The organism is Citrobacter werkmanii, assembly GCF_008693645.1.
Classification (GTDB): Bacteria; Pseudomonadota; Gammaproteobacteria; order Enterobacterales; family Enterobacteriaceae; genus Citrobacter; species Citrobacter werkmanii.
On record NZ_CP044101.1, the window covers coordinates 890,847 to 905,955 of the forward strand.

The window sequence follows — 15,109 nt, forward strand, 5'->3', positions numbered from 1 at the left end:
ATACTGATTTGGTTGACCCGTTTTCTGTTTTTGACTTGCCGCAAATGCTATAGTTCGATACCTATTCACCGTATCTGATTACACGCTTCTGACGGACATAACACGATGAAATCGAACACTTCTCAACAAAGACCCTACCAGGAAGTGGGTGCCATGATCCGCGATCTGATTGTCCAGACGCCGTACCAGCCCGGTGAGCGTTTGCCGCCGGAGCGTGAAATTGCTGAGATGCTTAATGTCACTCGTACGGTGGTGCGCGAAGCATTAATCATGCTGGAAATTAAAGGACTGGTGGACGTGCGTCGCGGCGCCGGAATCTACGTGCTCGACAATGCGGATGCGCAGAGTATCGACAGTACGGATGTAAATCACTGCAACGATGCCGGTCCGTTTGAACTGCTGCAGGCGCGCCAGTTACTGGAAAGCAACATCGCTGAATTTGCCGCGCTGCAGGCCACTCGCGAAGACATCGTCAAAATGCGTCAGGCGTTGCAACTGGAAGAGCGTGAGCTGGCCTCCAGCGAACCGAATGGATCAGAAAGCGGTGACATGCAGTTTCATCTGGCGATTGCTGAAGCCACGCATAACAGCATGCTGGTGGAGTTATTTCGCCAGTCATGGCAGTGGCGTGAGAACAACCCGATGTGGATCCAGCTTCATAGCCACCTCGATGATACTCATTACCGTAAAGAGTGGATGGTCGACCACAAGCAGATCCTGGCGGCGTTAATTAAAAAGGACGCCCGCGCGGCTAAACTGGCAATGTGGCAGCATCTGGAAAACGTCAAACAACGGCTGTTGGAATTTTCAAATGTCGATGATATCGACTTTGATGGCTATCTGTTCGAGTCCTGGCCGCTGGATAAAGTTAACGCCTGATTTTGCTTCTTCAGCCACACGGACAGCTTCGGTCCGTGTGGTACTTTCCCTCGTGATTATTCCCCTTTTATCGTGCTGAATTGGACATAAAAAATTTTGTCTGGCGCCTCAGCCGGGATTTTTTCGCCGTCTTTACACGGCGTAAATTGATTTATATCAATTAAAAACAACTTAATTTTGCATGCGAAAAAATGGGTTATTTACCTTATTTTTACCTTTTTGTGCTTGTTTTTAGACAAAACAGGTCAGCATTAAGTGAGAATCAAAGTGATTCCGGCAGTGGTTTGGGTAGAACCGCTTTGCATAACAGTACATAAAAACAAGCAGTTCGCATAAAAGTAGACATTAATAACGGCATGTAACTTATTGGCTGTAATGATGTTTTGATTGAGTGTAATAGTTCATGTCAATGCTTCATGCGTTTTTAATCAAATGAATAAAAATGAATATATGTAAAGTAAAAATTACACATTATTCTATAAACAAGTTATCTTTCACTTGAAATATCGTTCCATTTTACCTCCCTTTATTAACAGTTTTATTACGATTGTGAATGTTTTTTACCGTTGACATGTTTTTACACTGACTGCATATTTCATCGCCATAAGCGTCTTATTGCGTTCAGGAGATGATGACGATGCCTTCTCGAGATTATCCCGATATCCGAAAAGCCAGGGGTACCCGATCTAAAGATATGGTTCTTTTAAGTGCCCGTGTTGATAATTCTCTGTGGGAATATGTCCGAACGCTGGCATTTGAAACGCGAAAAAGTAAACAAGATATTATCGCTGAGGCGTTAATGCTACATCGCTCTATTAACCAGCGCGAGAATCAAGAGTAAACCTGGCTGACCTTATTCCGGATTTTGAATGAAATCTGAGTAGTGAATTATTTATTGCCACTTCATTATTGCCTTTATTGGTGTGTTTTTGATTTCTCCCCTTGGTGTTCAGGGGGCTTTTTTATGAGGACTTTCTGCCTTCATAACAAAGTTGATAGCAAAATTCACAATTAAAAGTGAGTAAAAATATGAAAAAGTCAGCAGTGGTATTAGCAGTGATGGCATTAGGCATCACTTCCGCTCATGCAGCGGAAATTTATAATAAAGATGGCAACAAACTTGATTTGTACGGCAAAGTAAAAGCGGTCCACTCCTGGACTGACGGCACCGATGCTGACGGCACCTACGCACGTCTGGGTTTTCGCGGTGAGACTCAAATCAACGATCAACTGACTGGCTATGGTCAGTTTGAAAGTCAGTTTGATGCCGCTAAAGCAGAAGGTTCTCAGAATGGTGTTAATACACGTCTGGCGTTTGCTGGTCTGGATTATGGCCATGACGTTAGCTTTGACTACGGTCGTAACTACGGTATCGCTTACGACGTGGGAGCTTACACTGACACTCTTTCAGAGTTCGGCGGTGACTCCTATGAAAATACTGACCGCTTCCTTACTACACGCACTTCTGGCGTTGCAACACTCCGCACCAAAAATCTGTTTGGTGCCGTTGATGGCCTGAGCCTTGGCGCGCAATATCAGGGTCAGGATGATACCGATAAGGATCCAACGAAACAGCATGGCAATGGCTACGGCTTCTCCCTGGGCTACGATAATATCGCCGATTCCGGCGTGTCTGCGATTGCGGCCTACACCACCAGTTCTGTGACTGCTCAGCAGAAACAGAATGGTTGGGATGGCGAAAACGCAGAGTTCTGGGGTGCTGGCCTGAAGTATGATGCTAACGCCATCTACGTAGCGACGATGTATGGTGAGTCCCACAACCTGATTCAGGATGCGGACAAAGCTGAGCACTTTGAAGCGATGGCTGCGTATGTGTTTGATTTTGGTCTGCGTCCGAACGTGGCTTATGTCCATACGCGTGACAACAATAATAATGACCTGACCGAATATGTGGCGCTGGGTACGGACTATTACTTCAACAAAAATATGGTTGCTGATGTAGGTTATAAAATTAACCTGCTTGATGGCGCTGACGGCGACAACCAGGTTGTTGCGGGTCTGACCTATCAGTTCTAATTTGTTGTGATAATATGTAAAAGGCGTCTTTTGTAAGACGCCTTTTTTACATCTGCCTGCTTTTAATGGATCAAATTAAACCGATCAGGATTATTAAAGCGGGCGATTTTTTTTAAACCAGAATATATGTGTTTTCTGAAGATGGTGTTGATGTTGAATTAACATGTCCATTTTTACGCATTTTAAAGTGAGTTTATAAATTTCCTGATGAGTATATTGTTGGTTATTTATACATTTCTTAAATGTTGACATTAAATAACGGACTAGTTTGAATAGACCTGGTAATGAATTTATACCCTTTTAGGGTTGGCGAATCGCTGTTTATATCATTGCGTGAGACTGATAATCGCAGCAAAAAACAACGCAACGGCACCACACAGCGCGGCGTTAATGATGGCCTGAGCGCCGCTTCCCAGCAGATTAATATTGCGCGGCACGCTAAGTTGACGGGCGAGCGGCATCACCAGCAAGGTGGTCCCCTTAAAGATTCGCCAGCGTCAGCAGGGAAGGAATTTGCGACAGCAGATATAACAGCAGCCCAATAGAACCGCCGACCAGCGTGCCGTTGACGCGAATAAACTGCAAATCTTTGCCAATGTTTAGCTCAATTTGCTGTGACATATCGCGCGCATCCCAGCTTTTCACCGTGTCGCTAATGTGGCGCGTCAGGAAGGTGGCAAACTCCGGCGCAACCTTATGCGCGGCCTGCTCCAGATGCCCATTCAATGAAGCGCGCAGGGCGCTGTCGGCAACCAGCGTTTCGCCGAACCACTGCCCGGCATTGGCAATGCGCTGCTTCACGCGAGAATCATCGGCGTTGATATCGGTTTTCAGCCACTGACGCAGGTCTGCCCACAGCTCGCCGAGATAACGGTTGAAGGCTTCGTCTTCTTTCAGATAGCTTTTGAGGCTTTCCGCTCGCACGGCCATTTCCGGATCGTGTTTGAGCTTATCGATGAGCTTAAACGCCGCGCGATCGAAGGCGTGGCGGATCTGATGGGCGCGATCGTGGCTGATGTCATCCAGAAAAGAGTTTACGGCGTCAGAAACCAGTTCGGCGCTGTGCTCGCCCAGCCATTCTGTCGGCAGGATCTTCGCTTTCAGCGGATGTTCGGTCTCCAGCCAGTGCACGATCTGCCGGGCGATAAATGCCCGCGAGCTATCGCGTTGCAGCAGAGCGATCAGTTGGGCGATCAGCGTGTCGAGCAGCACCTGATGGCGATTGTTTTTAGTCATGCTTTCCAGCATCAATGCGCTGGTTTCAGAGAGATCAACTTTATCGATGGCCTTGTGCACTGCCCGCTTGATCAGCCGCTGAATGCGGGCGTCGTCGGTCAGTTCGAGAAAACCGCTCATAATTTGCAGCAGGTGCTGGCCGATACGCCGGGCGTTTTCCGGCTGGCTGAACCAGTTCCCGATCAACAGCGCCGGTTCATGGCGGCGGATCAGCGCGACCAGGGACTGAGTGTCGAGAAATTTTTCCTGCACAAACTGACCGAGATTTTCCCCGATCCGATCCTTATTGCGCGGGATAATCGCCGTATGTTGCGAGATAAAAGGGATCGGCACCCGGCGAAAAAGCGCCACCACGGCAAACCAGTCCGCCAGTGCGCCGACCATCGCCGCTTCGGCGATCGCTTTGATTCCGAGCACCCAGAAGTTAGGCGGCAGAAACAGCGTGATAACGAAAGTGGCGGCGGCAATCAGCAGCAATGAGAGCGCCAGTCGTTTGGCGCGTTTGAGTTCAGCAATTTTATTCATAGGCTTAAGAATAGAGCCAGACGACAGGATCGTGCAAAAAATGTGGTGCGGCCCTCGTTTTTAGGCGACCAGATCTTACTCCGGGATCCAGTTGTCCCAGGCAGGTAAGGGACCGAGTTCCGCTACCAGAAAATCGATAAACGATCGTACCTTGGGGTTGCTGTACTTACTGGGAAAATAGAGCGCATACAGGGCATGAGTTTCACAGGTAATCGTGCCGTCGAGCATCAACGGCGTTATCTCTTCTTTTTGAATATGATCGCCAATCAGGTAAGTCGGCAAGTACGCCACGCCCTGATCTTCCAGTACCGACTTCAGTAATACCAGGCTGCTATTGGCCTGGATCGGCATATGCAGTTTGAGTTGATGCAGACGATCATGTTCATCAGCCACTTTCAGCACTGGCGTGAGACCCGGATACACCAGGCAATCATGGTTGACCAGATCGCTGCGGCGCTGGGGCATGCCTTTTTTGGCAAGGTAGCCGGGTGAGGCGCAATACGCCCAGCGGACAGGCACCAGCTTGCGCATGGCATAGTTCTGCGGCGGCGCGGTAGAAATGCGCAGAGCGATGTCGAAATCCGTTTCGTTCAGATTCACGAAGTTATCGTTGAGATCGATATATAAATTCACATCCGGGAACTGAGCGCGATATTTATCCATCAGGTTCACCAGTCGGGAATAACCAAACGCAATTGAGCAGGTTATACGTAATTCACCCTGTGGACTGTGGTAATAACCGGAAGTGGTATTCAGCGTTTCATCGAATTCTTTCAAAAGCTTATTAGCGCGGTTGAAGAGATATTGCCCGGCGTCGGTCAGGGTAATACTGCGGGTGGTGCGTTTAATTAACGTCGTCCCCAGCGTGTCTTCCATCGCGGCCAGGCTTTTACTGACCGCAGACGGCGAGACATTGAGCTGCGCCGCGGCTTCCGACAGCCCCCCGCAATCGACGATTTTCGTAAAAAATTCCAGATGCTTGAGTGAAATCGGCGTACTCATAGTTTCCTTTAATTCACAAGTGATTTGCAAAAACGGTACGAATAGGCCGTTACATTCGGCTTTTAAACATGCAACTATTGAATCACAGGAAACAACTTACTGGCAAAATGAAAAAATAACAACTTAGGTGAGTTACGTCACAAAATAACAGGAGGCGCAACGGCAACTCATCACATTGTGAATTTAATCTCATTAATTATTATTCTAAAGGTACCGATTATGTGGTCACGACTCGAACCCTACAGATCGTCGATTATTTTATTAGTTGCTCTGGTGATTGGCGGCTTATTAGGTATTTATGCCCCATCGTTAGCAGGTAAACTCCAGCCAATAGGTCAGATATTCTTAAACCTGTTATTTATGATTATTGTGCCGCTGGTGGGGATCAGCGTTATGTCTTCGATCGCCAGTATGACCGACCTGAAAAGGCTGGGACGCATTATGGCGATTATCTTTATTGTTTCGATCGCGATGGCCTTTATTCCGGCGGCCGGGATCGTCGCGCTGGCGCTCTGGTATAACCCGGCGCAGGGCGTCACTATCGATCTCTCGCAGTCCGTGCAGGCGGGCAGCGGCAAGATGGATTTTGTGAGCATGATTACCACCAGCGACTTTATTGGACTGTTTTCTAAGTCCAATATCCTGGCGCTGATCGTGATGGCGATCATTGCGGGTGTGGCGATTGGCCAATCGGATCAGGCTGGGAAACGCATTGCCTCACTGCTGGAAGATGCCAACACGGTGATCATGAAGATCGTCTCAATCATCATGAAGGTTGCGCCGATTGGTCTGGGCTGCTACTTCGCCGCCACCATGGCCAGCCAGGACTCTGCTCTGCTGCTAACCTTTGCCCGCGCCATTGGCCTGTTTATGGTTGCTACGCTGGTCTACTTTGTTTTTGGCTCTATTCTCTATTCGTACATTGGCGGCGGTATTCCGGCGGTGAAAGCCTTTTGGCGTAACGCGATTGAACCCTCTGCAACCGCGCTGGGGACCTGTTCTTCGCTGGGTACGCTCCCGGTGACGCTGCGCGCCGGTAAAGCGATGGGGATCAACCCGGAAATCGTTGATGTCTCCATTCCGCTGCTGGTGAACCTGAATAAAGGCGGCGTGGCGATGATAGCCGCACTGAAAATTGTCTTTATCTATTCCGTGCTGGGTATGGAGTTCACCACCGAAACCTTCTTCCTGACGATGCTGATTGCGGTGCTCTCCGCCATTATCGTCGGCGGCGTACCCGGTGGGGCGTTCCTTGGCGAGATCTTTATCGTCACCACGCTGGGTCTGCCGATGGAAGCGATCCCGATGCTGGTGGTACTGGGCACCATTACCGATGCGCCAGCTACATTGATTAACGTCATCCATGATTTGAATGCGGCACAGATTGTCGAACGGTTCGCTGGAAAAAAGCAGACCAACACTGAAATAAACTCTACTGCTGCGGTGGTATAGGTTTTCACACGGATTAAGAACAGGAGAAGTTATGAAAGACGCTATGAAGCTTGAAACGCATCTGGTCGTTGCTGGTCGCGACAAACGCTATACCCAGGGAGCGGTGAATCCGGTGATCCAACGCGCCTCTTCGCTGGTGTTCGATACCGTGAAGGATAAGAAATTTGCCACCGCCAACCGTGCTAACGGCGAACTGTTTTACGGTCGTCGCGGAACCTATACGCATTTTGCCTTCCAGAAAGCCATGAGTGAGCTGGAAGGCGGTGTCGGCTGCGCGCTGTATCCGTGTGGAGCCGCAGCGGTGACCAATGCGATTCTGGCGTTCGTCCAAAGCGGCGATCATATTTTGATGACGGGCGCGGCCTATGAGCCAACTCAGGATTTTTGCAATAAGATCCTGAGTAAATTTAACGTAGAAACAACGTATTACGATCCGTTGATTGGGGCTGGGATCGTTGATCTTCTGCGTCCGGAAACGAAGGTGGTGTTCCTCGAATCACCAAGTTCTATCACGATGGAAGTCCAGGATGTACCGGGAATGGTGAAGGCTATCCGCGCGGTGAATCCGGAGATTGTCATTATGATCGACAATACCTGGGCGGCGGGTGTTCTCTTCAAGGCACTGGATTTCGGGGTGGATATTTCCATTCAGGCAGGCACCAAGTACACCATAGGCCATTCGGATGGCATGCTGGGAACGGCGGTGTCTAACGCCCGCTGCTGGGACCGTTTGCGAGAGAACTCCTATCTGATGGGGCAAACGCTGGATGCCGACACAGCCTACAACGGTAGCCGCGGATTACGTACGCTGGCGGTACGTCTGAAGCAGCATCAGGAGAGCAGTATTCACATTGCTCGCTGGCTGTCGGCAAGGCCGGAAGTGGCGCGGGTGAATCATCCTGCATTAGCGGAATGTCCGGGACACGAGTATTTTCAACGTGACTTTGCCGGAAGCTCAGGCCTGTTCTCGTTTGTGCTGAAAAAGAGACTGACCGACGAGCAGATGGCGAATTTCCTCGATAATTTCTCGCTGTTCCATATGGCCTATTCTTGGGGCGGTTTTGAGTCACTCATTCTGGCGAATCAACCGGAAGAGCTGAACAGCATTCGCCCGGCCGGAGAGGTTGATTTCAGCGGCACGCTGGTCAGGGTGCATATTGGTCTGGAAGATGTTGACGATCTGATTGCCGATCTGGAAGCGGGGTTTGCGCGCATCGCGTGAGGTGACAGACTCGCTGCCGGATGGCGTTGATCCTTATCCGGCCTACGTAAGCCAGTAGGCCGGATAAAACGCCTGCATGACATACGCGGTGACGTTATATTTACAATCAAATTAACTCATAATTAGTCATTTTAGATCATTTTTTATCAAAGATAATCTTAATCACAATTTTTATCATCCCTCCTAGATAGCATAGTTACTGATTTTTAGGGTTACTGGCACAGAGGGGATGATGAGTTATGAAGCTGAAAGATTTATTCACGAGGACACCAACTGAACGCCGCCATTATGGCGTTGCCGTGTTAGTCGGCATCGTGTCTGGCGTACTTTCTGCATTTGTTAAGTGGGGGGCCGAAGTTCCTCTTCCACCCAGGACATTTTCTCTGGGAAGAAATGAGTTTAATCCTCCGTACCTTTTTCTCAGAGACTATTTGGGGATTGATCCCACGCAAACGGTCTATACCTTTTCTGAACATGTGATTAATCCGGTTATGGTTACGCACATCATATTTTCATTAGTGTTTGCAGTCGGGTATTGCGTTGCAGCTGAAATTTTTCCAAAAGTTAAACTTTGGCAGGGGGTACTGGCAGGTTTAATCGTGACGGTGGCAGTTCATGGCATCTTCATTCCCGCACTACATCTTTCGCCGCCCTTGTCTCAGCTGCCATTTGATGAATATGTGTCGGAAATTATTGGGCATATTTTCTGGTTTTGGGTCATTGAAATGATTCGCCGCGACCTGCGTAATCGGATCACGCATGAACCCGATGCGGAAGTTCCGTTATCTCTCGTCAGATGATTAAAAGTAGATGCACTATGATGGATTGCCCCCGACCGCTAAACACAATATCAGTGTTCACGAATGGGGGCAGTTCGTAGAAGGTTAACTCTCTGCGGCTAATGCGGTTGCCTCATGCTGACGTACGCGCTTCAGTAAGCCTGCCAGCGTGAACACGACGGCAATACCTGCCACCACCGCCAGCAGATGAAACGAAATCCTGCCGCCGTTGAACCATAACCAACGCCCAATTTCGACAGAAACCGCCATCACCGTCAGGATCACCATATTCAACGACGCCGAAACCGTACCCTTCGGTAAGTTGTTGGAAAATAGTGTAAAGCGGAATAACGTTGGGAAGATCATTCCAATGCCAAACGCATACAGGCTGGTCCCCAGTACTGACCACAACCACACGTGCGGCCACAGTAAATTGCCAGCAATCAATACCGCCAGCCCGCTCAACTGAATGGGAACCGCTCGCCAGATAAAGCGTGGGCGGGTCGGATCCTTCACGAAGCGGACGACCACCATATTGGCGACGATCACCGCGCCAAACACCGGCGCCTGCGCCCAGGCAAACTGGGATGTGGTCATGCCGCCAGCATCAATGAGGATCACCGGTGAGACTGCCACCCAACTCATCATCGGGATATAGCTCAACGACAGCGTGGCTGCGCCAAACAGGAACACCCGGTTGCGGAAAACGTCGCGAAAATCACGTAAGACGCTGCGCGCACTGAATGGCACCGCGCCACGCTGGACGGTTTCTGGCATTGCTAACGTGAGTCCAATGAGTGCGATAAGCCCCATGACGGCGATAATGGCAAACAAGATCTTCCAGTGTACAAAATGCATCAGCGCTGCTCCGGAAAGCGGGCCGATAACCGGCGCTACCAGCACAATGGAGGTGATTACCGCCATCAGCTTAATAGCCTTTGTTTGCCCAAATGCCTCCTGCACCGTGACATAGCCGACGGTGGCGATAAAACAGATGCTGGTGCCCTGCACAAAACGGGCGACCAGAAATTGCGTCATCGAGGTGGTGAACAATGTGGCAGCGCAGGCGAGCGTAAAAATTAGCGCTCCCGCAATCAGTACCGGACGGCGGCCAATCCGATCGGAAAGCGGTCCTAACAACCATTGCAGCGCCATACCACCAGCCAGATAGAGACTGACCGCCGCGGGCGCCAGACTGACATCGGCGTTGAAATCGCGTACGACATTAATGATGCCGGGCTGGATCAAGTCCGTCGACAGATAGGCGGCGAAATCATACAAAATCAACGCAATAGGAAAAAATAGCGTCGTAGCGCGTTGGGAGAAAAACGCGAGAATCCGTTGCATAAAACAGCTCCTTGTCGGGAGAAAACCCTCAACGGGAATAACGAAATTCAATACCGTCTTTAAGACGTCAGGCCGATGACAGAATAAAAGCAGACTGCAAATGTACTGAATTTCATGTAATCAAAAACGCTGTCTGCGTGAAGCGCAAACAGGAGAAACGCTCACTAACGCAGGGTCAGAAAGCGTAACGATTACAGGTAACAATCAGCACATCGCACCTCAGGAAGAGTAAGTTGAACGGGTAGCAACCATTTGCAGTGTAATGTGGATTGGATATTAATTAAACGAGTTTATCCGGTTTATTTGCAGAAAATCGCCACGTTTATCAGAGTATGATGTTTTGCAAAAAACGCAGCGCGATGGCACAACCGAAGATGATCAGTACGCCGCCGGCGATACGTTCTACCCACAATATCCCTCTGGTTAAGCGTCGCTGGATCTGCGGTAAACCGATGAACATGACGATCAGCAGATCCCAGAACAGCACCACGCTGGTCATCCATATCCCGCTCATGCTTTGTTGCAGCAACGTCACCGACGGGCCGAGCAGGGCGGTCATTAGCGCCAGATAAAACAACGCATTTTTAGGGTTGAGTAGCGACGAAGCTAACCCCAGCAGCAGCTGTTTGCCAAATCCTGGACAGGTCGACTGGGCGTCTGCTCCAGTCAGAGTTTGTGGGCGGCTGCGTATCAGCAGACTGCCAATCCACAATAAATAGAGTGCGCCCAATAGCTCAATAACTGTAAACAGCAGAGGAAGCTGACGCAGGATCCCCCAACCGATAATCGCCAGCAGGATATACAGCCCATTGCCGATGGCGATCCCCACGCACAGCCCGGCGCTGCCGCGCATCCGGTAACGTACGGCATAGCCGACCAGTAAAAAGAAGTCCGGACCCGGGCTAAGGAGTGCGACAAAATGCGCCAGCGCCAACGCGGGAAACGCAGACGGAAAAAGTTCAGCAAGCAGTGACATAGTGACCTCAGAGCAGGAATCCGAGTTCACCCTACGCCTGATGCCGCGCTAATTATTGTCTGATATTGATCGTCCTAATGCATACTGACGCGGTGTAGCCGCGGTGTAGCGCACAAAGGTGCGATGGAAATGGCTCTGGTCGGCAAACCCGCTCTGGTAGCCAACATCCGCAATTTCGTCCCCGGCACGCAGCCGCTGGCGGGCATAGTTAACTCTCAGAATATTCAGATAACTCCCCGGCGTCAGGCCGGTGTCCTGCTTAAAGTTACGGATCAGCGTCTCTTTACGCATGTGGCATTCATAAGCCAGATCGTCCAGCGAGGGGGGCGCAAACAAACAGGACTGCAACCGTTCACGCAGATACGCGCTGGCAGCGCTAAGGTTTTCCGCTTTTACCGATTGCAAGGGCAGCGAGCGCAGCAGTGCCTGCGCGGCATCGGTTATCTGTGTCGTTTGTTGCCGCTGCATGAGCGCCACGAGGCGCAAATAGCGCTGGAATAATTGCGGATCGCGGATAACGGGATTACGTGGGTAAAGTTGCTGATTGCTGCTCAGCGCAGGCAGATGGGCCAGGCACCACCGGGCATCAAGATAGAGCATATGGTAACTTCGAAACCGCCCATTAACGGGGTTACAGCTGTGAGGTGCCAGCGATGGGATCACAATGAGGTCGCCTGAGCTCAGGAGGTATTATTTGCCATCACACTGGCAGCACGTCTCACCTTCAAGAATCGCTCCAACCGAGAGCTGAGAATGATGATGACGTTTATAGGCTTGATGACTACGCCAGGTGCTGCGCAGCTCCAGCCACGGCAACTGCGCGTCACGCCAGAACGATTGTGGAATATCCCGGGGATGCGTCACATCTCGCCCTCCATGAAAGTGATGATTTGTTATAGCACAGGGCGTGCGATGAAAAAGCAGGAATGTGCATTGAGGTCGTGATTCTGCGTGATACGTTCCAGATAAATGCGGACGTTACAAAGGGACGTTTTTATCTCTGAAATCGCCTCGCAAAGAGAGAAAGTTGCAGGTGAGGGTGTGGTTTACCAGCGCTACATTCACGGCATCTTATTCCCAGGTGACGGATCGCCATGAGTAAAGCAACGACTTCTACCCCGCATGATGCGGTCTTTAAAACGTTTTTACGTCATCCAGAGACCGCACGGGATTTTCTGCAAATACATCTTCCTGTTTCACTATGCGAACTTTGTGACCTTCAGACGCTGAAACTCGAGTCCGATAGTTTCATTGAAGAGAATTTACGCGCGTCTTATTCCGACGTGCTTTGGTCGGTGAAAACGACGGAAGGGGATGGATATATTTATGTAGTGATTGAACACCAGAGCACACCGGATGCACATATGGCATTCCGGTTGATGCGCTATGCGGTTGCGGCCATGCAGAAACACTTAGATGCCGGGCACCAGCAATTGCCGCTGGTGGTGCCGATGCTGTTTTATCACGGCGCTAAAAGTCCATACCCCTGGTCGCTGTGCTGGCTGGACGAGTTTACGAACCCGAAGTTGGCGCGTCAGCTGTATACTGCGGCATTTCCACTGGTGGATATTACAGTCATACCGGATGATGAAATTGTACAGCATCGGCGTATGGCACTGCTGGAGTTAATTCAAAAACACATCCGTCAGCGCGATCTTATGGGGCTTGTTGAACAAATTGTTTCCCTGCTACTTACTGGACTGACTAATGACAGCCAGATAAAGACGCTGTTTAATTATATTTTGCAAACTGGCGATGCACCTCGATTCAGTGAGTTTATTCGTGGGGTTGCCGAACGTTCACCGCAACATAAGGAGCATTTGATGACGATCGCGGACAGATTGCATGAGGCTGGGCTACAAAAAGGCAGACTGGAAGGACGACAAGAAGGACTTCTCGAGGGGCGACGTGATGAGGCGCTCCGTATTGCTCGCACCATGCTGGCAGATGGCATCGATATCAGCACGGTACAAAAAATTACCCGACTTTCCGCTGAAGATATTCAGGGTTTAAGCCATTAGAGATGACTAAAACCGTGCATTCGCCTGCCCAGCAGCATCGGGTATACCGACTTACTCTATCGCCACCTTTACCGCCTCGCCGAGCTTTTGCATGACTTCCCGATGCTTCTCGTCTGGCGGCAACGCACAATTGATGCGTACGCAGTTGCGGTATTTACCGGATGCGGAGAATAGCGAGCCAGGCGCGACTTGGATTTTCAGGCGACAGAGCTGTTTGGCGACGCAGACCATATCGACCTGCTGTGGTAATTCAACCCACAGCATAAAGCCACCTTTCGGCCGGGTGACGCAGATCCCACAGGGGAAATATTCCCGTACCCAGCAGGTATAGATCTCCATATTCCGCTGGTAGATCTGACGCATACGGCGAACATGACGATGATAATGCCCCTCGCGCACGAAGGTGGCGGCCGCCAGCTGTGTAGCAGGAACGTTAGTGCCGATGACGGCATATTTCATGTGCAGAAATTTATCATGATAACGACCGGGAATAACCCAACCGACGCGCAATCCCGGCGCCACGGATTTGGTAAATGAGCTGCACAGTAGCACCCGACCGTCGCTGTCCCAGGAATGGATTGTGCGCGGACGTGGATATTCTGTAGCCAGCTCTCCGTACACATCATCTTCAAAAATAACAATATCGTGCTGCTGGGCGAGGGCGAGCACAGCGCGTTTACGCGCATCCGGCATAATAAAGCCGAGCGGGTTGTTGCAGTTAGGAACCAGGATCACCCCTTTAATCGGCCACTGATCCAGCGCCAGTTCCAGCGCTTCAATGCTGATCCCGGCATCCGGATCGGTCGGGATCTCAATAACTTTGATCCCTAATCCGCGCAGCAGCTGCATTGTGCCGTAGTAGGCGGGAGATTCAACGGCGACAATATCTCCAGGCTGGCAGACCGTTAGCAGCGCCAGCGACATTCCGCTCTGGCTGCCATTAGTGATCACAATATCATCCGCATTGACGATCGAACCGCCGTCCAGCATGAGCCGGGCAATCTGTTGACGCAATTCCCGACAACCAGGTAATTCATCGTAGCCCAGAACTGCCTTGAGATTATGCTGCGCCACGCGGCTGAGTTCGCGCCACAGTGGCTTCAGGCTGGGTTGATTGATATCGGGCACGCCACTGCTAAAAGGGATTATCGATTTGTCCGCATGACCTGCCAGCATGTCCAGCACCTGATCCCACTGGGTTATCTCGACCGGACGCTGCACCGGACGCGACATCGGCGGCACCGGCGGTTGTGCTTTTTGTGGCGCGACAAAATAACCGGAACGCGGCTGCGGCGTGATCAGCTGTAGTTGTTCCAGCGTCTGATAGGCCTGCTGGACGGTACTGATACTGACCCCATGCTCCTGACTCAGGCTGCGCACCGAAGGCAATTTTTCGCCATGGCGATACAGCCCCTGCTCAATCCGTTCGGCCAGCAGATTGGCCAGATGTTGGTAACGCGTCATGCTGTATCCCTCATGGGTACCATACAGATAAAAAAACCAGTACAGATTGGCGTGAAAAAAGCGATGCAGAACTCTTTTTAACCAATCTGTATGTTAAATAAAAGTACTTTGTGAGTCTGTATTGTTCAGGCCCAAATCCGTGAAGATAAAGCCTCTGGCAAGGCGGGAG

General features: G+C 50.5%; 12 protein-coding genes and 2 pseudogenes. 7 read left to right on the top strand and 7 right to left on the bottom strand.

Annotated features, from left to right (window positions below):
* The first annotated feature begins 105 nt into the window (after positions 1 to 105).
* The 3 genes from uxuR (at position 106) to FOB24_RS04955 (ending at position 2,916) form a co-directional block, all read left to right on the top strand.
* Entirely contained in the window at positions 106 to 879 is a 774-nt protein-coding gene (gene uxuR, locus FOB24_RS04945) for a Uxu operon transcriptional regulator (RefSeq protein ID WP_038636895.1), read from the top strand.
* Positions 880 to 1,507: 628 nt separating this feature from the next.
* The gene (locus FOB24_RS04950; RefSeq protein WP_396027581.1) at positions 1,508 to 1,720 is read left to right on the top strand and encodes a hypothetical protein; all 213 of its coding nucleotides are present in this window, start codon (positions 1,508 to 1,510) and stop codon (positions 1,718 to 1,720) included.
* A gap of 188 nt (positions 1,721 to 1,908) precedes the next feature.
* Positions 1,909 to 2,916, top strand: a complete 1,008-nt coding sequence (locus FOB24_RS04955; RefSeq protein WP_069324131.1) for a porin — start codon at positions 1,909 to 1,911, stop codon at positions 2,914 to 2,916.
* Between the two features lie 326 nt (positions 2,917 to 3,242).
* Here the strand turns inward: FOB24_RS04955 and FOB24_RS04960 are convergent.
* From FOB24_RS04960 to FOB24_RS04970, 3 genes and pseudogenes are all read right to left on the bottom strand, one after another.
* Positions 3,243 to 3,401 (bottom strand): annotated as a pseudogene (locus tag FOB24_RS04960) (MFS transporter); the annotation flags it as partial.
* The gene (locus FOB24_RS04965) at positions 3,397 to 4,677 is read right to left on the bottom strand and encodes a DUF445 domain-containing protein (RefSeq protein ID WP_150344613.1); all 1,281 of its coding nucleotides are present in this window, start codon (positions 4,675 to 4,677) and stop codon (positions 3,397 to 3,399) included. The gene FOB24_RS04965 and the pseudogene FOB24_RS04960, both read right to left, overlap by 5 nt.
* A 75-nt stretch (positions 4,678 to 4,752) precedes the next feature.
* Positions 4,753 to 5,679, bottom strand: a complete 927-nt coding sequence (locus FOB24_RS04970; protein ID WP_150344614.1) for a LysR family transcriptional regulator — start codon at positions 5,677 to 5,679, stop codon at positions 4,753 to 4,755.
* A 219-nt stretch (positions 5,680 to 5,898) separates the two neighbouring features.
* Here FOB24_RS04970 and FOB24_RS04975 point away from each other — a divergent pair, with 219 nt between their 5' ends.
* From FOB24_RS04975 to FOB24_RS04985, 3 genes are all read left to right on the top strand, one after another.
* On the top strand, positions 5,899 to 7,131 hold the full coding sequence (locus FOB24_RS04975) for a dicarboxylate/amino acid:cation symporter (protein WP_038636908.1): 1,233 nt from the start codon (positions 5,899 to 5,901) through the stop codon (positions 7,129 to 7,131).
* Positions 7,132 to 7,162: 31 nt separating this feature from the next.
* Positions 7,163 to 8,353: a cystathionine beta-lyase gene (gene metC, locus FOB24_RS04980; RefSeq protein ID WP_038636913.1), complete on the top strand. Its 1,191-nt coding sequence runs from the start codon at positions 7,163 to 7,165 to the stop codon at positions 8,351 to 8,353.
* A 239-nt stretch (positions 8,354 to 8,592) separates the two neighbouring features.
* A complete protein-coding gene (locus FOB24_RS04985) occupies positions 8,593 to 9,153 on the top strand; it encodes a YagU family protein (protein WP_038636914.1) in 561 nt (186 codons plus the stop codon).
* Positions 9,154 to 9,237: 84 nt separating this feature from the next.
* Here the strand turns inward: FOB24_RS04985 and mdtM are convergent, their stop codons facing one another.
* The 3 genes and pseudogenes from mdtM to FOB24_RS05000 form a co-directional block, all read right to left on the bottom strand.
* On the bottom strand, positions 9,238 to 10,479 hold the full coding sequence (gene mdtM, locus FOB24_RS04990) for a multidrug efflux MFS transporter MdtM (protein WP_038636916.1): 1,242 nt from the start codon (positions 10,477 to 10,479) through the stop codon (positions 9,238 to 9,240).
* 325 nt (positions 10,480 to 10,804) lie between these two features.
* Positions 10,805 to 11,455: a LysE family translocator gene (locus FOB24_RS04995; RefSeq protein ID WP_110496111.1), complete on the bottom strand. Its 651-nt coding sequence runs from the start codon at positions 11,453 to 11,455 to the stop codon at positions 10,805 to 10,807.
* A 48-nt stretch (positions 11,456 to 11,503) separates the two neighbouring features.
* Positions 11,504 to 12,319, bottom strand: a pseudogene (locus tag FOB24_RS05000) (AraC family transcriptional regulator).
* Positions 12,320 to 12,549: 230 nt separating this feature from the next.
* Here FOB24_RS05000 and FOB24_RS05010 point away from each other — a divergent pair.
* Positions 12,550 to 13,476 (top strand): Rpn family recombination-promoting nuclease/putative transposase, encoded by a 927-nt coding sequence (locus FOB24_RS05010; protein ID WP_150344615.1) that lies wholly within the window; start codon positions 12,550 to 12,552, stop codon positions 13,474 to 13,476.
* 51 nt (positions 13,477 to 13,527) lie between these two features.
* Here FOB24_RS05010 and FOB24_RS05015 read toward each other — a convergent pair whose 3' ends face one another.
* Complete coding sequence (locus tag FOB24_RS05015; RefSeq protein WP_069324124.1) at positions 13,528 to 14,940, bottom strand: aminotransferase-like domain-containing protein; 1,413 nt, start codon at positions 14,938 to 14,940, stop codon at positions 13,528 to 13,530.
* Between the last annotated feature and the right edge of the window lie 169 nt (positions 14,941 to 15,109).